Source organism: Hyphomicrobium sp. MC8b, assembly GCF_905067615.1.
Taxonomy (GTDB): domain Bacteria; phylum Pseudomonadota; class Alphaproteobacteria; order Rhizobiales; family Hyphomicrobiaceae; genus Hyphomicrobium_B.
The window spans coordinates 3,982,126-4,002,811 of record NZ_LR898465.1 but is presented as its reverse complement, the minus strand read 5'-3'; the positions used below and the strand labels follow the sequence as shown (position 1 = coordinate 4,002,811).

Genomic DNA, 20,686 nt, shown 5'->3' with positions numbered 1-20,686 from the left:
CGAAGCGAGGGCGGTTCATGGGCAGTGAGCGACAAGACCAATTGGTCGCGCCCTTCACTCGGATATGAGAATTGTCATCGGCTGATCGGCCTATGCCGATGGCAGCCATCGGATTTCCGCGGGGCTGCGCTGTCCCTTGGGAACTGGGCAATATTCGCCCTTGTTCCTATTTCGGGTGGGAACACGAGGACGCCGTTTATGCAGAAATCTTTCGCAACATTTGTGAGCGTGCTGACCGTCGCACTTGCCCCCGTAGCCGCGTCCGCTCAGGACGCAACCCAGCAAACTCAGACTCAGACGACAACCCCACTGCCGCCGTCTCAGACGGATACGTCGAGCCCGCTGACGCCGACTAATCCCAATACCAGCAGTCCGTTGACCCCGACGCAGCCAAATCCCATCACAGGACAAAACCAGCAACCGTCGAGCGCCGCTGCCGTACAGTCGAGTTCGGAAGTGCCGTCAACGTTTGTCCAGGCACCGATCGAGGACAACCGCGTTGACCCATCGGCCCCGAGTCCGCTGCAGTTGGAGATCGATCCAACGAGCTCGGAGTCGGTGTTACTCAGCCCCGACGTCACGCAATTGGCGCCGACTGCAGCCGGTGTATCGCTCAATGCTGTGCAGGGCACGACGTCGACGACGTTGCCATCGCTTGGGTCATCGATCTCGCCGCCCACGTCGACGAGCGTCTATCCAGCGATAATCTCCGAGCCGACGGCTACGCAATCATTTCTTTCCTCACTGAGTGGAGCTGGGTTCGAGAGATCATTGTCGAACCGGCGCGTCGCGACGACTTCAAGTTCGAATTCCATGGCACCATTGATCGGCACCGCCGCCGTGATCAACTCAAGCCCGGTTGAGTCGATGACATCTGATCCGCCCGCAGTCGGCGCCTCAACATTCATGCGCTCGCTACGGTCTTCTTCGATCGTCTCGCCAAAGTTGGTTTCGACATCGCTCCGGCCGAGTTCGATCGGTCCGACAGCACTGCGCCCTGCCTTCCATGGCGGTTCATCAATGTCGGTTCATCGTGTGATGAGCAGTAGTCGGCGTTGAAGTGCTGCCTGCACAAACGTGTGGAACGAGTCGGCGGATAGCGCGTTAGCATCGTCGGACGGAGCGATAGGCTCCGCCCATGTAAGGAGCACCGGCGAGCATGTCCCGCCGGTGCTCCGATTGGACCCTTACAACACAGGATCGATGTATGAAGCTGGGCGAATTCACCCGTCGGGCCCGCGCGTCCCGTATGCAAAAAAAGGCGAAATACGAAGCCGCTTTTCAGCGCGCGATTCGCGATTTGGATCTGTCGGACGTATCCGCGACGCAGCGCCCCGCTCCGACCGTGCATTATCTGCGGAGCGAAACGCGCCGTCCCGTTTTATCGCTTTTCCCCAAAAACGATGCGCAGGGCGATTCGCGGTCACGCGTCTGACGCCTGCATCTGACGTTTGACGGTCGGCGAACGAACATGCGATGACGATTCCATGGCTCGTCGCACAGGAAGCGCTGATCTTCCACTTCATACCGGACGCGTTCCCGCGTGGCTCGCGGGGCGTATGGCCACGCTCGGCGCCGTCATCTGTCAGGCGATTGTTGAGCATTACGGCCGAGACGAGTTGCTCGGCCGTTTGGCACATCCCTTCTGGTTTCAGTCGTTCGGTGCGGTCATGGGAATGGATTGGCATTCCTCGGGCATCACCACGAGCGTCATTGGCGCCTTGAAACGCGGCCTGGAGCCGCTCAAGGACGATCTGGGCATCTATGTTTGCGGCGGCCGTGGCCGGCATTCGCGGCGAACGCCCGATGAACTGAACCTGCTCGGCGAGCGCATCGGCTTCGATGCGCAAGGCCTGACCCGCGCCAGCCGCCTCGTTGCGAAAGTCGATAGCGCCGCAGTCCAGGACGGTTTCGATCTTTATCTTCACGGCTTTTTCGTCACGCGCGAAGGCCGCTGGACGGTCGTGCAGCAAGGCATGAATGGAGAGAGACGCCAAGCCCGGCGCTACCATTGGCACTCTGGCGCACTGGCAAGCTTCGTCGATCAGCCGCATGCCGCGATCGAAGGGCCGCAGCAAGGCGAGATCATAAATCTCACGGATCGGAGAGCGGAAAAATCGCGTGCCGCGCAGCTTGATCTGCTCGCGCATTTAGGTCCTGACCGGATCGTGAAAGAGCTGCAGACGGAAATGCCGCCCGAAGCGCCGTCAGCCCAGCTATCGCTGCCGCACCTCGTCATGCCCGCGCATCACGACGTCCGTTCGAGCGACGTATTCACCCGTCGCTTGCACGCCACATTGGCGGCCGCGGCCGAGCGTGGGCCTGTCGATTTTCCGGAACTACTGTTGACGCCCGGTGTCGGCGCGCGAACGCTGCAGTCGCTCGCGATGGTCGCTGAAGTTGTTCACGGCGCACCTTATCGCTTTCAGGATCCGGGTCGCTTTTCCCTGGCGCTCGGCGGCAAGGATCGCCAACCGTTCCCTGTTCCGGTCAAGGTCTACGACGAAACGATCACCGTGCTGAAATCGGCGATGCAGAAAGCGAAGCTTGGCAACACCGAAATGCTCGCGGCGCTGAAACGCCTCGACGATCAAGCCCGGCGGCTCGAAAGCTCAGCACGCGGCCCATCCCTCGAAGTGCACATCGCCCGTGAGCGTGCGCGTTCGCCGGACTACGGTGGTCTCTCGGTGTTTGGCTGGGAGAAAGAACCAGACGATAAAGCCAGCGGCTCGCGCTAGCGATACTCAGGTGCCGTATTGCGCGATGAGTTCTTTTAACTTCGGTTCGCGGACTTTCTGCGCGGCATCGCTCTGTGAAAACCACGCGCGGACGCGCTCGTCGCGCTCGAGCCAGCTCTTGCGCTGCTTCTTGACCAAAAGCGGGTAGACATCGACGTCGACGATGCGAAAGGTGCCTTCCGGCATCTTCTTTCTATAGCGATAGGTTCCGATCGGACGGCTGCGGATCTTGCCCGTTACGCCGGCTTCCTGCTGCGCTTCCCGCGCAGCGGCTTTGGGATCGCTTAGGCGCTTTGCCGGCCAGCCCTTCGGAATGACCCATCGCCGGGTTTCCCGCGACGACACGAGAAGCACTTCGAAACCTCCACCCTGCAATTTTCGCACGGGTAGTGCGCCAACCTGCCGAAGCGTCATGAAAAGATGTCCCGCCCTGTCTCAGGGGCCCGAATACAGGTTTGACATTGCGCACATCAACCAAATTGTCTGAACGTCGTATAGCAAACGTCGGATCGGAACCGATTTCTAGATAACTCTGTTAACGCACTAACGACGATCTGGGAGAAAATGCGATGATCTCCGACTTCGATCCTCGCCGCGACCCGGACGATTTGGAAATGGGGCGGCCGACCGTAAATTCCTCATGGCTGGCTGTAATCGTGCTGGTCATCGGCGTCGCGCTGGCAGGGTGGTACGTCTTGCTAAGCGGAAATGGTGCGTCCAGGCAGTCTTCGCAGGAGGCGAACTCCGGACCCGCCCCGGCGGCCCCGAGCACGCCATAACAGCCTTTACAAAGCAAAACTTTGGGACATGCTGGCAGGACCGAAATCAGTCCTTTTTTGCTTTGGCCTCTTCGGCAAGCTTATCGACCAATGCCTTGTCGATGATCGGCGGCTTCCGATCAGCTGGCCGCACCGGCTCGTCGTCGCGGCTGTCGACGGCAATCGCATCGCTGCCGGGAAACGTTTCTTTGAGAGCTTCGTCCAGTTCTTTGTCGACTTCCGCCTTGGGCTTCTCGCGATTCATAGGGGGGACTCCGCGAACGTTCGCCGATTTTCTTTTCAATCCGGGCTGACCGATATCAACGCGTGTGCCAGCCGAACAGTTCAGTTTTGCGCTGGGCCCATGCTGGGTCACGATAAACTATACGCATTTGCCAGCTTCGCCGTTATATATGTGTGCTGCCCCCCGAATGCCATCATGCTGAGCAATCGCAAGATGGAATGGAGATCACGATGCATAATCCTCTTCAGGACCAAGGCTTCAAGTTTCACTTGATCGCCTACGTCATCGTCAACGCGATCCTGATTGCCGTCAATCTCATGAACCCCGCGCACATCTGGTTCTTCTGGCCGTTGCTCGGCTGGGGCATCGGTCTAGCGGCCCATGGATATGCCGCCTCGAAAGCGCTGGGCCGGCCAAGACGCCCCATCCCACGCATGAGCCGTTAGGCGGGGCGGCTGAGGCCGCCGGCCACGCCATTCCGGCGCGACGGCGTGCAGCAGTCGCGCAGACCTGCTGAGTGCGAACGCGCAGTGGCAATCGCCTGGCCGCCGCGCTAGAAGCGGGCGCATGCAGTCAAATTCTCGAACGTCTCCTGATACCGTTAGTCCAGCGCCGCTCAAGACGACCTTAGACGCGCCGATACGGTCACCGGCATTGGCCGAGGGCTTTGTGCTGCTCGACAACAGCACCAGCCTCGACGCGATCTCAGAGCTTTTCGAGCGCCCCACCGAAATCATCAGAGCCGATGCCGCGGACGAGGTCGCGCCCGCGCTCGCGGCATTGCAGGCAGGCATCGGTCGCGGACTGCATGCTGCCGGTTTTTTCTCCTACGAGCTTGGCTATCTGCTTGAGCCGAAACTGACCCACCTCTTGCCGACACAACGCAAGGTGCCGCTGCTGTGGTTTGGGCTGTATGAGGCTCCGCGTCAGCTGACGGGCGGCGAGGTCCAGCGGTGGCTGACCGAGGAAGCGATCGGCAATCCGACGCTCGGTGAGCTGGCACATAGCTGGGATAGCAGTTCTTATCTGAAGCGCTTCAATGAAGTTCAAAAGAACATCAGAAGCGGCGACATCTATCAGCTCAATCTGACGTTCAAGGCGAAGTTCAACCTTCAGGGCTCGCCGCTCGCGCTCTATCGCGATCTCCGCTTGAAACAGCGGGTCGCCTACGCAGGCATCGTCGATACCGGCGATGTGACGATCCTGTCGTCCTCGCCCGAGCTGTTCATCAAGCAGCATGACCGCATCATCGAGACGCGTCCGATGAAGGGGACCGCTCCGCGGGCCGGTACGCCCGAAGGCGAAGCCGAAGTGCGCAGCGCCCTTTCGAAAGACGTGAAGAACCGCGCCGAAAACCTAATGATCGTCGATCTGATGCGCAACGACCTCGGCCGCATCGCCGATCTCGGGTCTGTCGGCGTCACCGATCTCTTCACCGTTGAAACCTTCAAGACGCTCCATCAGATGACGTCGGGCGTCGAAGCCCGTCTGAAAGACGGCATCGGCATCGTCGATATTCTGAAAGCGATCTTCCCCCCGGGCTCAATCACGGGCGCGCCCAAGATCCGTGCAATGGAACTGATCCGGGAGCTGGAGACTGAGCCGCGCGGCGTCTACTGCGGTGCTATCGGCCGGTTTTCGCCGGATGGGTCGGCGCAGTTCAACGTTGCGATCCGCACGGCCATCATCGACCGTAAGGGCTTCGGCGAAATGGGCATCGGTTCGGGCGTCGTCGCCGATTCCGATGGCCCGAAAGAATACGCCGAGTGCCTGCTCAAAATGAAATTCCTGACCGATCCCGTGCGCCGCTTCGAGCTGATCGAAACGATGCTGTACGTGCCGGGAGACGGCCTCTGGCTGAAGGGCTATCATCTCGCGCGCCTTGCCGCCTCCGCCGCATATTTCGGCTTTTCTTACGATGCCGAGAAGGTGCGGGATGCGATCGACGCCGCCATTGCAACGGCGCCTGATCAGCGACTGCGCGTTCGCTTGTTGTTGGATGAAGACGGCGCCGTTTCCGCAACCGCAACGCCACAACCAGAGACGGCGGCCGACGCGGTCATGCGCTACGTCATTTCCGATACGCGGATCAACAGCGCCGATCTTTTCCTTTATCACAAGACCACGCGGCGCGAACTCTACGACCGCGAATGGAAGCACTATCACGACACCCTTGGTGCCGATGAAGTGATCTATCTTAACGAAAATGGTGAGTTGGCCGAAGGTAGCCGCACCTCGATCTTTATCGAGCGCGACGGACGTCTCCTGACGCCACGCCTCGCAGCCGGTCTGTTGCCCGGCACGCTGCGGGCGGCACTGTTGGATGAAGGTCGGGCTGTCGAGGCGCGTCTTACGATCGAAGACGCCAACGCCGCAAAGGCGATCTATCTAGGAAATTCGGTGCGCGGTCTGGTACGTGCCGGACCGCTTGTGCCGCCGTTATCGGTCGACAACCGGAATTAAGACTGATCCGGTTTCGACAGATACTTGACTGCCGGGCTTAAAGTTGATGACCGAGGTCTTGATGTCCTGCCGGGCGGCGATCGACATGGCGGCCAGAGCCGCTAACGTCAAAGCAATCGCAGCAACGATGGCTTTAGATGAAAGCCGCGCGCGACGTGCAAAGACCTGAGAAATTTCCTTGGGCATGTCCTGATCGATACGCGCCGAGATGTCGTCTCTCCAGTCCACCGGATGCCGCGCGACACCTTGCGCACGCGCAAACGGAGGCCTCACAAACGGCATAAATTGATACAGCTCGGACTAGACGCAAGACGCATAGCTCAGCGCCTCTACATGCCCCGTACCATGCAGCCAAGCATGAGGATGGTGTAAGCCACGAGCATCGCCCAGGACTCGTTTCCGGTCAGCATCGGGATCTCTGCACCGAAAAATTTCGACATCAGAACAACCACGGTCAAAATCACGGACAGCATAAAAGTAATGATGCTTGGCGCCTTCAATCCCATATCGTGAGTTCCCTCCTCGCTTCTCAATCGAACGCGCATGTCCGCCCCCCTTTTGTTCGCGGGTCCAAATCGCGAATCCTTATAGCAGGCGCCGATCACACCAGAGATGAGACTTCATCGATTGATGTGGAAAGGTTCGGCCGTTCAAGCCGAAGGGCGGTCGGCCTGTGGCCGGGAAAGCCGCCTCGGCCGGAACAGCCGGGCAAGCCAGACCATGACGATGAGCGCCAGGAACCCGGCGAGGGCGACGGCCCGCGGATGTTTGTCCCAGAGCAGAAGAGGGGCCACACGGCCTTCCCAGACGAGCCGGCTGTCGTCGAAAAGCTCTTTGCTCGATAAGCCCTTATCGGGCGCCAGCATCATGTTAACCGCCGCCAGTTGGTCGCTGCTGGAAATGATCCGCTCGCGGACGGCGCGCGCAGCCAGGATCTGCATTTTCGCGGGCTCGGCAGCGACCACCTGCAAGACTTTTTCACGAGGGGCAGGTTTCAACCCTGAAAGATAGCCCGCCAGCGCCTTCAGCTCATCCTCCGACAACGAGCGCAGCAGACTGTCCAGTGCCGACGAATTGAGTGTGAACAGCATGTCGCGGGCGTCTGGCGGCACGCTCGCGATCTTGAGGATTGCGGACCGGTCGTTGAGCGCCAGGATTCTATCGAGCGATGCGCGGGTAAGATTCTTGGGATTGATCCGCTTATGCAACTCATAATCGGCGACGTTGCCGAGTTTGTCGCCCGCCAGCGCCGTCCAATCGAGCCCGGCCTGAATGGATTTGAGATCGCGGGCGATCTCCATGCCTTTGTCGGGCATCAGATGAACGGCCGAATTGAGCGTGCCGTCCTGCAGCCGCTTCAAGATAGACGGTTCGCCTTCCGACGTGACCAGGATCGAGACCACTTCATCGAGCCTCGGCAATGCCTCGGGCTTCACGCCATCGAGAAAAGTCTTGAACGCACCATTCTGGTCGGCGAGCTGCAGTACAAGGGCGTGCGCGCGTCGAAACGACTGCCAAACCTGAATGACCTGATCGGCGGCTGCCTGCGCAATCTCGTTGACGTTATCGTTCATCTGCGACTGAAGCGCGTTCGCCAGTTCGTCGCGCACCTTGTCCTTCGTCGCCGGCGCCTTCATCTCCTCAGCAATGATCGGCAGAACGCCGTTGCGGAAATCCCAAAGATCCTTCGCGATCAGGACAAGCCCGACGCCCCCCGCGACCACCGACACGAGCCGCGACAGGACGCTGCCAACCAGACGCTGGCCGATCCGTTCGGCAAGGTTTGCAAGCTGACGGCGAACGATCAGGATCGTTGCGCCGGCCAGTCCAGCGCCCGATTCTTTCAGCATCGCTCCCGTCGAGACGTCGCCGGAGCCTTTACTCGGATCGACGATGACGCCCTTGCTCGCATCGCCCGCCAGCGCGCTGGCGACCGCTCCGCCGTATCGCGGACCGACGTAAGCCTTGAGGCAATCGAGCAGGGGGCCGGTCGCGTCCGAGCTTGCGAACTCGATGGTTTTGCCGACCTCTTTGGCGACACCGGCAGCTAGGTCCTCGATGCCGGTCTTGACGGCATCTGAGCGATAAACGCGTTCCGCCACCATGGTCGCGAGCTTCTGCGACTTTTCGCTGTAGGCCAGCGACTGCAGCCGTTCTGACCAACTCGTTTCGCTCGTCACCTCGGCGACGGCGATGTCGACGCGGTTGTCGATGATCTGGTCGAGATTCCGCTGCCGCCACTGGTCGGCGACGACCACTTTATAGTCGATCGACTTGGTGCCGTTCGTGATTGCGTCCGTTACGATCCTGACCACGGCGGCCCTCAGCGAGGCATCGTCCTTGGCCTGGCAGGCCTCATAGTCGGCGCGGCTGATCGGGTCGGCAATGGCAGCCAGGGACGAGAGCTGCCCGAGCGCTAGGGCTGCAGCGGTGAGCAGCGAAACGGGCGGGCGTAACGAAAAAATCACTGCAGCTCAGTCCCAGCCTTGTCATCCACCGGTAGGCATCCGCAGGGCGGGGCCGGTAACGCACTCTTAAGTATAATTGACCCAATGCGGGTGACCAGTGACGACTGAACTTAAATCCAGGTTTATTCGTTGTGGTACCGGGATTTGGAGTGAGATCCGCACAGTTCGGTAATGTTCTGTTCATCGGGGAGCGATTAACGCGGTACCCTTGGTAACAGCGGCGGCGTTCACCACGTAGTATGCCGCAATGCAGCAACGTGTTAGGGAAGTCAGGCCGCGGCATGAAGTCCTGTTTAACCAAACGGAAGTAAGCGGATGTCAAAAGCTATGGCGTTTTCAGTTACTTCGTAATAGCTTCACAAATCACGTCTGAAGTACGGGTATCTGCAAGAAAGCTCAAATCTGCGGCGACGCGACAAAGTTGCGTTGGCATCCAAAGCCACCGCGTCGTAAGAGCCACCGACAGGGAAATAACGAGTTCAACGTAGGTAATGAAAAACAAAGAAAAATTTCAGGCCCCTCGTGGAAGTCTGTACATCCCCGGCGGCCGTTCGGGCATCCTGCTGATTCATTCTCTCGGCGGCTCGCCGCTGGAAATGAAAGCAGTGGCCCATGCGATGTCGCGCAAGGGAATGACAGTTTACTGTCCCGTTGTTCCAGGTCTGACCTTCGGAACCGACGTCTCCGGGCTTTCGACGTGGCAGGACTGGTATAAGTCGGTCGCAGCCGCTTTCGATCACATGCGGACTGTTTGCGACAACATCATTATCGGCGGTGCATCGGCCGGTTCGATCCTTGCTCTGCGGCTTGCCGCATACCGGCAGGATCAAGCTTGCGGCCTGATGCTGTTCGCCCCGACGCTCTCCGTCAACGGCTGGGCGATTCCGAAAACCATCAAGTTGTTCCACCTCGTCACCGACAAGTGGACGGCGCGACTCTTCAAGTTCCGCACGCCGGCACCGTACGGCATCAAGGACGAGCGCGTTCGTAACTTCGCGCTTGAGTCGCTGCGTGGCTCCGACAACATGCCGGCCGACATCACCGAGCGCGGTGGCGGCACGGTCTACGAATTCCTTTCACTCGTGCGTAACGTTCGGCCGATGCTGCCGCTCGTAAAGCTGCACACGCTGATTTTCCATCCTCGTCACGACGACCAGAGCGACATCAAGAATACGATGGCGCTTCAGCGACGCCTCGGTGGCTTGGTCGAAGTCTCGGTTCTCGACGACAGCTATCACCTCGTGACGCTCGATCGCCAGCGCGGGTATGTCGTTGATCGGTCGACGGAATTTGTTGATCGACTGCTTGCGCGTCAGGCCGACAAGGTCGCCGTGCAGAAAGCCGTCTCGTCGACGAATTCAAAGCAACTGGGAGCGGCTGAGTAGCCGCTCTTCCAGGCGTTTCCTGTCACAACAATCGCAATGCTATCAGCCGTTCCGGCCACGACTTGTGGCCGGGAGAGGTGAGTTGAAGTCGCCCCCGGCAACCCCGGCCACTGACCATTCCGGCAATCAAGCGTCCGCTTCGATCACGGATTCGAAGCGACCGGCGGAGGCTCGGCGGTAACGGCCGCCTTCGCAACTTTCTTCTTTTTATGATGCGATGATTTGGCGATGTCGGCGGCTCCGAGCTTGGAGGCGCCAGACGCCGTCTTGCTCTTCTTCGCGTTCGAAGCCTGCTTCTTGCGAATTGCAGGAACAGGCACCGGCACCGGCGGAAGTGCCGCTTGCGAATCGCATGACGGCAGGTCGGAAGGCGCACGCGTCCAGATGAAGGACTTGCCCAGGAAGCGCATGCCCTTGTAGCCCGTCACCTTCAACGTGTCTGGGCCGAGCAAATCGAGCGCTACACTGAAGGATTTGCCCTGCTTGGGGTCATAGACCCAGCCGTTGTCGAAGCCGCCATCCGAAATTTTCTCCAGATCGCCCAAGACGGGCAAGCCGCAGATTGGTCGGGTACGCTTCGAGGGCTCGGGATTATAGCGATCTATCTTCGGCTGACCGTCATCAGCCATCGGCTCTTTGAGCCAATAGATTTTCCCGCAGAGCGTCGTCGGCGTGCAGATCTCGATCTTGACCGCGCCTTTGCCGGTGTCGTCATACCAGACGCCGACTTCCTTCGGATCAGCCGCAGCGGTGGACGCCTGCATCGTAAAGCCGAGTAAAAATCCCGCGGCAGCGATTGCAGCGCCTGAACAATTCGCAATGTTGAAGCAACGCATGACAATAAACCGCAGATGAAAGTTCAACTTTCATACTCCTATGCCGCGAAAGAGGCAAAACATTGGAACCTATTTGTTAAACCCTCGCTAAGGCTTCCGTAATTTTGTCTTGGGCCTTACGTATAAGATGCTTAGCGGCTAATTCTGGCAAAACGTGACGCGGACAGAATAAGCGTTTCGCTGTAGTAGCGACGAGCCAATAGCGCTATACGACCCAGGCGTGCATGGGCGCGCCGTTGTTCGATTTCAGGCCAGCGCCGAGTTTGGGCCGGCAGCCCCTTTGGAAACGTTTGAGAGACCCCGCAGGCACATGGTTTTTACGCTCGCGCTTCGTAATCTTCTGCATGACCGCGTCCGCCTCGCCGTGACGCTGATTGGCATTCTATTTTCGATTGTCCTCGTGGCTGTGCAACTTGGCCTGTATCTCGGTTCGAGCCGCATGATCACCGCAAACATTGCGCGCTCGAACGCGGATCTCATCATCACCACATACGGCGCGAAAAGCTTCGAAGACGGCGGCCTGCTGCTGGGAGACCGTGAGCGGCATCAGGCTCTCGCGACCCCCGGCGTCGAAAGCGTCGTTCCGATCGTCGTTGCCTTTGCCGAATGGCGTAAGCCCGAGGGCGGCTCCTCGCGCGTCGTTCTGATCGGTGCCGATGCCGACGACCAGGGTCTTGTCCCGTGGTCGCTGACCAAAGGCACGATCGAGGACATCAAGGCGCCTGACGCAATCGCTGTCGACCAGACTTATCTTGGCGAGCTTGGCATCACCGGCATCGGCGATACGGCCCAGGTCGCCAACGGCCGCGTTAAGATCCGCGCGCTGACGGAAGGCATCCGGTCGTTTACCCAGTCGCCCTACGCCTACACGACGCTCAACCGCGCGCGCCAGCTTCTGGGCGCTGACGACGACAAATCGACGTTCCTGCTTGTAAAGCTCGTTCCGGGTGCAAACGTCCAGGAGGTGCAGAAGGACCTCGCGCGCCGTCTCGATTCAGCTGACGTGCTGACGAAAGACGAGTTTGAATCGCGTAGCCTCAAGCAGTGGCTGTTCCGGACCGGCGCCGGTCTGGCCCTGATCGGCGGTGCCATTCTAGGCAGTCTCGTGGGTACGGTGATCGTGGCGCAGACCCTTTATTCGAGCACGAAAGACCACATTCACGAATTCGCGACCTTGCGTGCGTTAGGGTCTTCAAGAGGCTACATTTACAAGGTCATCCTGGCCCAGGCGGCGCTCAGCGCGGTCATGGGGTATGTCCTGGGTATGGTGATAGCGTTATTGATACTTTACCTCAGTAGGAACTCGTCGTTGCCATTGGTCATGACCCCTGGTTTGGCATTCTGGCTCTTCGCACTGACACTCTTCATGTGCGCGATCTCGGCGCTTTCGGCCATCGTCAAGGTCACGAAGATAGATCCGGCCACGGTGTTTTCGAGATGACCATAACACCTGTCCTGCGCGCAGAAAATATCGTCAAGGAACTGGGCTCGGGCGCCGGTTTGGTGGTCGCCGTCAAGGGTGTCTCGCTCGACCTGGTTCCCGGCGAGCTGACGCTGCTGATGGGACCATCGGGCTCCGGCAAGACGACGCTGCTCTCCATTCTCGGCTGCATTCTGAAGCCGACATCGGGCAGCCTGCGCATTGCCGACACGGTCATCGACGGTCTCTCGGCCGAAGAGTTGGCCAAGGTCCGCCGCGATCACATCGGCTTCATCTTCCAGTCCTACAACCTCTTTCCGACGCTTAATGCGCTGGAAAATGTGCGTATTGCCCTCGACGTCCGCGGCATTAAAGGCTTCGAAGCCACCAGCCGCTCAGAAGAGGTTCTGCGCGAAGTCGGCCTTGGACACCGGCTGACGAACTACCCGCGCAATCTTTCTGGTGGCGAACAGCAGCGCGTTGCTGTCGCTCGTGCCATTGCAAGTTCCCCGTCCGTAGTGCTAGCGGACGAGCCGACGGCCGCTCTCGATAGCGAAAACGGCCACGCCGTGATGGCGCTCCTGTCGCGCATTGCCAAGGAGCAAAATCGTAGCGTGTTGGCCGTGACGCACGATCCACGAACGCTCGGATACGCCGATCGCGTCGTGCGCATCGAAGACGGTAAAATCGTCGGTGAGGAACGCCGGCCGGAGGGTATCGATTCCCCCGAAATTACGGATTTGACGAAGAGGCGAAAGCTGCATGCTTAAGAAGATTGATCCGGCGGTCGCGACCATTGTGGTTGCCGCCACCATTGCGCTTGTCGGAGGCTTTGGCGTCAACGCCCTGACACAAACCGAATCCCTGTTTTCGAATATTGCGGGCTCGGCCCACGCCGACACGACCGCCCCGGCACCGCAATGGGCCGCTTCCGCCACCGCGCGTGTCGAGCCGAAAGACGGCGAGGTCCGCATCGCCAGCGAAGTCGGCGGCAAGATCGTCGAAATCCTCGCCAAGACCAACGACATCGTTAAGACAGGCGATCTTCTGATCCGTCTCGATGACGCGGACTACTACAACAAGATTTACGCCGCTGCCGCCGAGGCGAGCGTCCGCGAGCGTGAGCGCGCCGACGAGCCGGCAACAGGTCCGGCGCTTGATCGCCGCAACGCCGACGACGCCGTCTTTAAAGCTCAGCAGGCTGTATTCGACGCGCACGAAACCTTCGATAAGGTTTACCGCGCTTGGAAATCCGCCGACGGTCCGGAAGACGCCGTCGACAAGGCGCGTCAGGACCTGGCCGAGAAGAAGAAAGCCTTGGCAGCCGCCAAGGATAAGCTCGCTCAGGTCGAGAAAGAGCCCAACATGCCGCTCGAGCAGCGATTGGAATCCTCCCTTGCGCTGGCGCGCTCCGATCTGACGTCGGCAGAGCTGGCACTTGAGCGGACCCGCATTCGCGCGCCTGCCGACGGCACGATTTTGAACGTCCTCGCCCGCGTCGGCGAGACGGCCGTCCCGTCGCCGGACAGCGCTCTCGTTGTCTTCGGCGACATGTCGAGCCTGCGCCTGCGCGCCGAAGTCGAAGAGCGCGACGCCGCCAAGGTTCACGTCGGCCAGCGTGTCGTCGTGAAGGCCGACGCCTTCCCCGACAAGACGTTCGAAGGCACCGTCACGTCAATCTCGCAGTCGCTCGGTGCGCCGCGCATTGCAACCCGAGGCCCGCGTCGTCCGAATGACGTTGAGGTCGTCGAAGTGATGATCGCGCTCGATGGTCACCCGCCGCTGTTCACGGGCATGCGCGTCGATGCATTCTTCAAGCTCGACAACGAAGCCGCGACCAGCATGCCTTCGACGACCAAGACGAACTGATCGCGTTATCTTGGGATGAAAACAAAAAGGGCGTCGGCGTTTATGCCGGCGCCCTTTCTTTTGAGCTGAAACGTGCCGAAGATCGCTCAGGCGGCGGCCGCTGCAGTCGCATCGATATGCGCCGCAAGTTTCGGATCGAGCCGCAGCGCGGCCGCAAGCGACGACAAGAATGCTTGTTCGGCAGGCGAGTTATCGGCCACTGCAATGCGCGCTGCGGTGTAAAGCTGAAGCGCTTCCTGCGGATTTTTGACCGCATCCGCGAGGTCCTGGACGGACGCCGGGTTATTGAGTTCTCTTGCGAAGAACGCCTCCGCCTCGCCGTCGAGGCCCGCCTGTTTCAAACTGCCGATGATTTTGTCGTGCTCGTTGACATCGATCCGTCCGTCGGCATGTGCCGCGGCGATCATCGCCTGGATGTAATGCACGGCGGCATCGTTGCTGACGGCGGCAGGCTCGAAGCCTGATCCAGCCGGAGGCGGCTCCGTCGATGTCGCGCCCGTTACGAGCGGCCGTCCGGCCTGATAGTTCTGCAAAGCTTTGTAGGCGAGGCCGCCGATCATCGCCAAAGCGCCAAGCCGCGCCGCGCTGCCCGCAAGCGATCGTCCCGTCTGCGTGCCGAGCAACAGTCCGCCCAAACCACCTGCAGCGGCGCCTGCCGTGTAGGGATTGTTCTGGATGAAGCCTTTCAGCTTGCTGATGATTTCAGCTGCCTGCGGATCAGACGCAAGGCGGCCGAGCGCATCATTTGCGCCTGTCGCCTCGCCAAGGCGTGATGAGCCTTCTTTCACGCCCTGCGTCGCCTGCGTGAAAACCTTGCCAAGAATATCGCCGATACTGCCGCCGTCGGTTACGGCGCCTCCGGCCTGCCCAAGCTTGTCCTTGAGCTGAGTAAGAATATCGCCGAGTTCGGGATTGGAGCCGGAAGGCGCGGCCGTAACGCCAGCGCCAGACGATGTCGACGGTCCTTGCGACAGGCTTTTCCCGATCTGACTCAGGATATCTCCGAGCCCACCACCGCTGCCGTTTCCGCCAGCGGGCGCTCCACCCGCACCGCCGCCAGCGTTTTTCAATATGTCGTTCAGTATGTCTCCGAGACCGCCACCCGATTGCGGCGATGAGCCGGCTCCGGAAGGCGATGCACCTCTAACAATATTTTCCAGAATGGATTTGGCGTCGAACATAGCGGGGGTCCTTCTGTTGCAGCCATGGCCTGCAACGTAGGTATGCAGAGCCTGCAGCACAATCGGACCTCTGCACAATCTTGGCGAATTTATTCTGCCGCGAGTGGCACCGGTTTGGCTGCAACATGGCCTGCCGTTTCGACTTCGTCGCCTGGCTCGTCGCGCGGTCCGATAAAGCGGCCGAAAATGCGCTGCATCAAATGCCCGACGTCGTCCATCACGGTAAAGAACGACGGCACGAACACCAGAGACAGCAGCGTCGAGACGAGGAGGCCGCCGATCACCGCAATCGCCATTGGCGCGCGGAATTCGCCGCCGTCACCAAGCGCATAAGCGCTGGGCAGCATTCCCGCCGCCATAGCGAGCGTCGTCATGATGATTGGGCGCGCGCGCTTGCGTCCCGCATCGAGCACAGCTTGATCGCGGTTGACGCCAGCCCCGATTTCTTCGATGGCGAAATCGACGAGCATAATCGCGTTCTTCGTCACGATTCCCATCAGCATCAAAAGCCCGATGTAGACCGGCATGCTGATCGGATTGTTTGTCAGCAACAGCGCAAGTGCGACGCCGCCGAACGATAACGGCAGCGACAGAAGAATTGTGACCGGCTGAAATACGCTCCCGAACAGCAGCACCAGCAATCCGAAGACGATCAGAATGCCGGTGCCCATCGCCGTGATGAAACCATCGGCGACTTCGTCCTGTACCTCGGCGTCGCCTGACGGCTGCAGCGTGACGGATTTCGGCAAATTCTGATCTTCGATGACCTTCAGGAATTTGTCGCGCGCGGTGCTCATCGCCATGCCGCGATCGAGATCGACACCGACGACCGCACGCCGTAAACGGTCGTAGCGTTCGATCGATGCTGGTCCGCGACCAAGCGAAACGGAAGCTACCGCCGTTAACGGAATAGCTTTGCCTCCGGAATTCGTCAGCCGAAGCTGCTCGATCTGTTTGAGATCGGTGCGCGTCTTTTCTGCGAGCTGCACGCGGATTGGAATTTGCCGATCGCCGATTGTGAACTTGGCGAGATTGAAACCGGTATCTCCAATCGTCGCGACGCGGATCGCTTCGGCAATCTGATCCGGCGCCACGCCGAGCCGCGCAGCAACGTCGAGCCTTGGCACGACACGGATCTCCGGCCGGTCGGTCGAACCTGATGCTGCAACGTTGCGGAAGCCCGGAACGCCGCGTAACGCACCTTCGACCTTACCAATCGCGGCGTTCAGGTCATCGCCATCACGTGACAGCATCGAGAAGGACAGTTCGCGCTCGCCGCGCTCGTTGACATACCATGCGCGCGTATCGGGAATGTCCGAGATCTTTGCCGCAATAATCGATTTAAGCTGCTTCTGCGTAAGCTTGCGGTCTTCCTTCGGGACGAGCTTCACATAGAGCGCGGCACGCCGGACTTCGAGCTGGCCCGTGGGGCTCGTGCCGCCAAGCACGAAAACCTGCGCTACCTCCGGAATGCTTTCCAGCGATTTGACGACCTCATCCGTCTTGGTCAGTGTTTCATCGAGCTGCGTGCCCGGTGGTAATTCAACGGCGACGACGACGCGCGACGTGTCTTCGTCAGGCAGGAAGCCGGTCGGCAGCAGCGTCGTTGCGTAGATCGACGCAGAGAACAGCGCCACGCCGGTCACGAGTGTCAGATAGCGGTGGCGCAGTGTCATCGATAAGAAGCGCGTATAAAAGCGCATGAGCGGCCCGTCGGCGTGATGTTCTTCCGGAACGGGACGCAAGAAGTAAGCCGCCATCATCGGCGTTATGAGACGCGCAACGAGCAAAGAGACGAGCACGGCGACGGCAACCGTCAAACCGAATTGCCGGAAATACTGTCCGGCTATGCCGCCCATGAACGATACCGGCGCAAAAATCGCGACGATCGTCAGCGTGATTGCGATCACCGCGAGGCCGATCTCGTCGGCAGCTTCGAGCGCGGCGCGATAGGGCGATTTTCCCATATGCATGTGGCGCACGATGTTCTCGATCTCGACGATGGCGTCGTCGACGAGAATGCCGGTCGCGAGCGTGATGCCGAGCAGGCTGACGAGGTTCAGCGAAAAGCCAAGCGCACTCATCGCCCAGAACGTCGGGATCGCCGCAAGCGGGAGTGCGATGGCCGAGATCAAGGTCGCGCGCCAATTACGCAGGAACACCATGACGACGAGCACCGCGAGCACGGCACCCTCCATCAGCGTTTCCATTGCCGCAACATAGTTGCCGCGCGTATATGCGACCGCGTCGTCGATCTTCGTCAGGTGAACATCGGGATATTCGGCTTCGAGTTCCTTCAGGCTTTCGTTAACCGCGTCGGAAACGGAAAGCTCGCTCGAACCTTTCGTCCGGAACACCGAGAACGACACGACCGGCTTGCTGTCGAGCCGTGCGAACGACCGCTGCTCGCTCGCGTCGTCGATGACTTGACCGAGATCCTTGAGTCTTACTTCGCGCCCACCCGCCAGGATGATCTTGGCATTGGCAAGCGTCTCGACCTGTCGGGCGCCCGCAAGCGTGCGGATCGCCTGTTCCTGACTGCCGATCTCGCCGCGTCCTGAGCCGAGATCGACGTTCGTTGCACGGACCTGAGCGTTCACCTGCGCGGCCGTGATGCCGTAGGACAGCAACTTGTCGGGATCGAGGTTGATGCGGATCTCCCGATCAACGCCGCCATAGCGCTCGACCCGGCCGACGCCCTTCGTCGCCTGCAGCTTGCGCTTGATGACGTCGTCAACGAACCAGGAAAGCTGTTCGAGCGTCATGCCCGGCGAAGTTGCAGCGAACGACAAGATCGCTTGGCCCTCGACGTCGATGCGTTCCACGATCGGCTCGTCGATCGTGCGCGGCAGGTCCGCGCGTACTTTCGCAACCGCGTCTCTGACGTCGTTCAACGAGCGGTCGGTATCGGTGCCGAGCCGGAATTCAAGCACGGTCGACGACAGACCATCCGTCAGCGTCGACGTGATGTGCTTCACGCCGATGAGATTGGCGACCGAATCTTCGATGATCTTCGTCACCTGCGTTTCGAGTTCCGCAGGCGCCGCCCCCGATTGCGTGACTTTGATCGACACGATCGGAATGTCGATGTTCGGAAACCGCGTGACGGGCAGAGATTTGAAACTGAGCGTGCCGAGCAGCATCAGCACCGCGAACAGAACGATCGCGGGAACCGGACGGCGGATCGACCATGCCGAGATGTTGATCCGCATCACTTCGCCTCGCTTAGTCGCGCTTCGGGAAGGATCGGGCGCACGACATCGCCGTCGCGCAGAAAGGTTCCGGCGCGCGTCACGATGAGATCGCCCTCGCTGACGCCATCTTTGATCTCGATGAGATCGTTGGCGACGAGGCCGATCGTGACCATGTGCTTTTTGACTTTGTCGTCTTTCACAACCTGAACCGACGCAAGATCGTGATCGAACGTCACCGCCGATGCCGGAACGGCGAGCCCTCGGCTTGAAGCCGTTTCGATCCGACCGCGCGCGTACGTGCCGATCCGCAAGACCGGATTGACGCCGAGGAAAATCTTTACGCGTCCGAGCCGCGTCGTCTTATCGACCTCCGGCGAAACGAGACGCACCTGACCTTCGAAGTCGCCGATTTGCGGTACCGTGACGATGGCCTTCTGTCCGACCTTGACGTTCTTCAATTCGGTCTCGACGATTTCACCATCGAGCTCGATTTGGCCGTTCTCGATGATGCGAAACATCGGTTCGCCGTTGGCCGATGCCATCGCGCCGATGCGTGCCGTTCGCCTGCTGATGATCCCGTCTTCCGGCGACGTGACGTCGGTATTGCTCCGCCGCCAGAGAAGCTCGCGCCGCTGCGCCTCGACCTGCTCTTTCTCGGCCTCGGCGGCTTTCAGGCCGTCGCGCGCCGCTATGAGTTGTGCCGCCGTCGTCCGCGCAGCGCTCTCACGCTGATCGTAGGTCGAACCGGAGAGATATCCCGATTGCTTCAGCGGCACGGCGCGTTCGAGCTGGGCCTGCGCCTCTTTCGACTGCGCGTCGGCCTGTACGATTTGGCTTTGCGCTTGCGCGATGGCAGCCGTGGCACGCGCCAAGTTCGCATCATTCTGCGCCAACTGCGCATCGAGCTGCTCGGCCACGAGGCGGGCAAGCACCTGTCCCTTTTTCACCTTGTCGCCTTCATCGGCGAGAAGTTCGAGAACGCGCAGGCCCTCAACCTCGGGCGAGACCAAAATTTCTTCGCGCGGCACGAGCGACCCGGATACGGCGGCTGTCTCGACGAAATTCTCCGTCGTCACCTTCGAAACGGTAATCGCAGGTGCGGCAACGGTTTTGGCGACCTCAAGCCGGGCGGCCTGGATTTCCGCCGTGTGCTTCTTTTCGAGGTAGATGTAGCCAGTGCCGACCAGTGCTCCAGCGGCAACGAGACTGAAAAGGAATTTCTTGAGGTTCATTGTCTGGCCTCACGGGCAGAAAACTTTGTCGAAGGCCGCGCGTCGTCGGACGTGTCTTTCGGATTGAGCAGATCGCCGATGATATCCATGATGACCGGCAGCACGGTGCGCATATCGGCCGTTGGGTCGATCGCGCGGCGCCAAAACATGCCGTCGCCCAAGACGTTGAACACTTTCACGAGCGTCTGAATGTCTGTTCTGGGTGCGATGCGGCCTTCGTCGATCAGACGGCGAAACAGAGCTTCGAAATTGTCCTTGCAGAATTTGTCGACGCTCATGAAAATTTCGGCGATGCGTGGATTGCGTGTCGCCTCAACGCCCATCTCGGCGACGAAACGCTGCTTCTCCACCGCCTCTTCGAAAAAATAGTGCTCGCCGATCTCGCGCAGCGCCCCGAGGAAATCCGGTGCCGTCGCCAGCGCCGCAAAGCGTTCGGCAAATTCCGCCCGGTCGCGTTCGCACAAGCCCGCGATCAGCGCTTCCTTGCTGTCGAAATAGACATACAGCGCGCCGGGCGAGACATGCGCTTCCCGGCAGATCGTCTGCATCGTCGTCGCGTGAAAGCCGCCGCGCGCGAAGCATCGAAGCGCGGCATCGAGAATGTGCTCGCGCCGCGCACGTTGGGTATCCGGCTTGAGCTTCGGCATAACGGACGGATCGTCCCCTCGGTAAAAATAAAAAACGAATGACTATTCTGTTTGACGTCAGATTGCGGTGGCCGCAAGGCGAATGATTGTTCGCTTTGTAAATTTTTGTTGCAAAGGCATGACTCCAAAAGCGCCGGTCTGGGGCTTTGCGGCACATAAGTTGTTGGATTGAATGAGATATTTAAAAAGAGGAGCAGTAGGTCCCGCAACCCACCGCTCCTCTCTCATCTGCCCGTGCCGTACGGCCGGGC

General features: G+C 60.0%; 20 protein-coding genes. 8 read left to right on the top strand and 12 right to left on the bottom strand.

The features are described from left to right. Positions 1 to 320: 320 nt before the first annotated feature. Together ACLB1Z_RS19155 and ACLB1Z_RS19150 are read right to left on the bottom strand one after the other, a co-directional pair. On the bottom strand, positions 321 to 680 hold the full coding sequence (locus tag ACLB1Z_RS19155) for a hypothetical protein (RefSeq protein WP_409561260.1): 360 nt from the start codon (positions 678 to 680) through the stop codon (positions 321 to 323). 12 nt (positions 681 to 692) lie between these two features. Then, positions 693 to 908 (bottom strand): hypothetical protein, encoded by a 216-nt coding sequence (locus tag ACLB1Z_RS19150; RefSeq protein ID WP_409561259.1) that lies wholly within the window; start codon positions 906 to 908, stop codon positions 693 to 695. A gap of 299 nt (positions 909 to 1,207) precedes the next feature. Here ACLB1Z_RS19150 and ACLB1Z_RS19145 point away from each other — a divergent pair, with 299 nt between their 5' ends. Further along, positions 1,208 to 1,435, top strand: a complete 228-nt coding sequence (locus ACLB1Z_RS19145) for a hypothetical protein (RefSeq protein ID WP_409561258.1) — start codon at positions 1,208 to 1,210, stop codon at positions 1,433 to 1,435. A gap of 52 nt (positions 1,436 to 1,487) precedes the next feature. Further along, the gene (locus ACLB1Z_RS19140) at positions 1,488 to 2,738 is read left to right on the top strand and encodes a DUF763 domain-containing protein (RefSeq protein ID WP_409561257.1); all 1,251 of its coding nucleotides are present in this window, start codon (positions 1,488 to 1,490) and stop codon (positions 2,736 to 2,738) included. 6 nt (positions 2,739 to 2,744) lie between these two features. Here ACLB1Z_RS19140 and ACLB1Z_RS19135 read toward each other — a convergent pair whose 3' ends face one another. Both ACLB1Z_RS19135 and ACLB1Z_RS19130 read right to left on the bottom strand, forming a co-directional pair. Further along, a complete protein-coding gene (locus ACLB1Z_RS19135; protein ID WP_409561256.1) occupies positions 2,745 to 3,152 on the bottom strand; it encodes an NUDIX hydrolase in 408 nt (135 codons plus the stop codon). Between the two features lie 411 nt (positions 3,153 to 3,563). After that, complete coding sequence (locus ACLB1Z_RS19130) at positions 3,564 to 3,761, bottom strand: hypothetical protein (RefSeq protein WP_409561255.1); 198 nt, start codon at positions 3,759 to 3,761, stop codon at positions 3,564 to 3,566. A 209-nt stretch (positions 3,762 to 3,970) separates the two neighbouring features. Here ACLB1Z_RS19130 and ACLB1Z_RS19125 point away from each other — a divergent pair, with 209 nt between their 5' ends. After that, positions 3,971 to 4,186, top strand: a complete 216-nt coding sequence (locus tag ACLB1Z_RS19125; RefSeq protein WP_013949804.1) for a 2TM domain-containing protein — start codon at positions 3,971 to 3,973, stop codon at positions 4,184 to 4,186. A 121-nt stretch (positions 4,187 to 4,307) separates the two neighbouring features. Then, positions 4,308 to 6,203, top strand: a complete 1,896-nt coding sequence (pabB, locus tag ACLB1Z_RS19120; RefSeq protein ID WP_409561254.1) for an aminodeoxychorismate synthase component I — start codon at positions 4,308 to 4,310, stop codon at positions 6,201 to 6,203. Here the strand turns inward: pabB and ACLB1Z_RS19115 are convergent. The 3 genes from ACLB1Z_RS19115 to ACLB1Z_RS19105 all read right to left on the bottom strand — a co-directional run bounded on the left by ACLB1Z_RS19115 (position 6,180) and on the right by ACLB1Z_RS19105 (position 8,671). Then, positions 6,180 to 6,389 (bottom strand): hypothetical protein, encoded by a 210-nt coding sequence (locus tag ACLB1Z_RS19115; RefSeq protein WP_409561253.1) that lies wholly within the window; start codon positions 6,387 to 6,389, stop codon positions 6,180 to 6,182. The genes pabB and ACLB1Z_RS19115 overlap by 24 nt on opposite strands. Before the next feature lie 143 nt (positions 6,390 to 6,532). Further along, entirely contained in the window at positions 6,533 to 6,748 is a 216-nt protein-coding gene (locus ACLB1Z_RS19110; protein ID WP_013949801.1) for a hypothetical protein, read from the bottom strand. 105 nt (positions 6,749 to 6,853) lie between these two features. Then, positions 6,854 to 8,671, bottom strand: a complete 1,818-nt coding sequence (locus tag ACLB1Z_RS19105; RefSeq protein ID WP_409561252.1) for a hypothetical protein — start codon at positions 8,669 to 8,671, stop codon at positions 6,854 to 6,856. 491 nt (positions 8,672 to 9,162) lie between these two features. On the opposite strand from ACLB1Z_RS19105, the gene ACLB1Z_RS19100 reads away from it, so the two are divergent. Continuing rightward, on the top strand, positions 9,163 to 10,056 hold the full coding sequence (locus tag ACLB1Z_RS19100; RefSeq protein ID WP_013949799.1) for an alpha/beta hydrolase: 894 nt from the start codon (positions 9,163 to 9,165) through the stop codon (positions 10,054 to 10,056). Positions 10,057 to 10,199: 143 nt separating this feature from the next. Here ACLB1Z_RS19100 and ACLB1Z_RS19095 read toward each other — a convergent pair whose 3' ends face one another. After that, positions 10,200 to 10,919 (bottom strand): DUF2147 domain-containing protein, encoded by a 720-nt coding sequence (locus ACLB1Z_RS19095; RefSeq protein WP_409561251.1) that lies wholly within the window; start codon positions 10,917 to 10,919, stop codon positions 10,200 to 10,202. A 283-nt stretch (positions 10,920 to 11,202) separates the two neighbouring features. Between ACLB1Z_RS19095 and ACLB1Z_RS19090 the strand changes: the two genes are divergently transcribed. The 3 genes from ACLB1Z_RS19090 to ACLB1Z_RS19080 are packed head-to-tail and all read left to right on the top strand — an operon-like array spanning position 11,203 to position 14,181. Further along, positions 11,203 to 12,333 (top strand): ABC transporter permease, encoded by a 1,131-nt coding sequence (locus ACLB1Z_RS19090; RefSeq protein ID WP_409561250.1) that lies wholly within the window; start codon positions 11,203 to 11,205, stop codon positions 12,331 to 12,333. Next, positions 12,330 to 13,082, top strand: a complete 753-nt coding sequence (locus ACLB1Z_RS19085; protein WP_409561249.1) for an ABC transporter ATP-binding protein — start codon at positions 12,330 to 12,332, stop codon at positions 13,080 to 13,082. The genes ACLB1Z_RS19090 and ACLB1Z_RS19085 overlap by 4 nt, the downstream gene beginning before the upstream one ends. Then, complete coding sequence (locus tag ACLB1Z_RS19080; RefSeq protein WP_409561248.1) at positions 13,075 to 14,181, top strand: HlyD family secretion protein; 1,107 nt, start codon at positions 13,075 to 13,077, stop codon at positions 14,179 to 14,181. The genes ACLB1Z_RS19085 and ACLB1Z_RS19080 overlap by 8 nt, the downstream gene beginning before the upstream one ends. A gap of 86 nt (positions 14,182 to 14,267) precedes the next feature. Here ACLB1Z_RS19080 and ACLB1Z_RS19075 read toward each other — a convergent pair whose 3' ends face one another. The 4 genes from ACLB1Z_RS19075 to ACLB1Z_RS19060 form a co-directional block, all read right to left on the bottom strand. Further along, on the bottom strand, positions 14,268 to 15,362 hold the full coding sequence (locus tag ACLB1Z_RS19075) for a tellurite resistance TerB family protein (protein WP_409561247.1): 1,095 nt from the start codon (positions 15,360 to 15,362) through the stop codon (positions 14,268 to 14,270). An 89-nt stretch (positions 15,363 to 15,451) separates the two neighbouring features. Then, positions 15,452 to 18,574 (bottom strand): efflux RND transporter permease subunit, encoded by a 3,123-nt coding sequence (locus ACLB1Z_RS19070; protein WP_409561246.1) that lies wholly within the window; start codon positions 18,572 to 18,574, stop codon positions 15,452 to 15,454. Further along, positions 18,574 to 19,788 carry an efflux RND transporter periplasmic adaptor subunit gene (locus ACLB1Z_RS19065; RefSeq protein ID WP_409561245.1) on the bottom strand — a complete coding sequence of 405 codons (1,215 nt, stop codon included), beginning with the start codon at positions 19,786 to 19,788 and terminating at the stop codon, positions 18,574 to 18,576. The genes ACLB1Z_RS19070 and ACLB1Z_RS19065 overlap by 1 nt, the downstream gene beginning before the upstream one ends. Beyond that, positions 19,785 to 20,435, bottom strand: a complete 651-nt coding sequence (locus ACLB1Z_RS19060) for a TetR/AcrR family transcriptional regulator (protein WP_409561244.1) — start codon at positions 20,433 to 20,435, stop codon at positions 19,785 to 19,787. Before ACLB1Z_RS19060 ends, ACLB1Z_RS19065 begins: the two co-directional genes overlap by 4 nt. Positions 20,436 to 20,686: the final 251 nt, after the last annotated feature.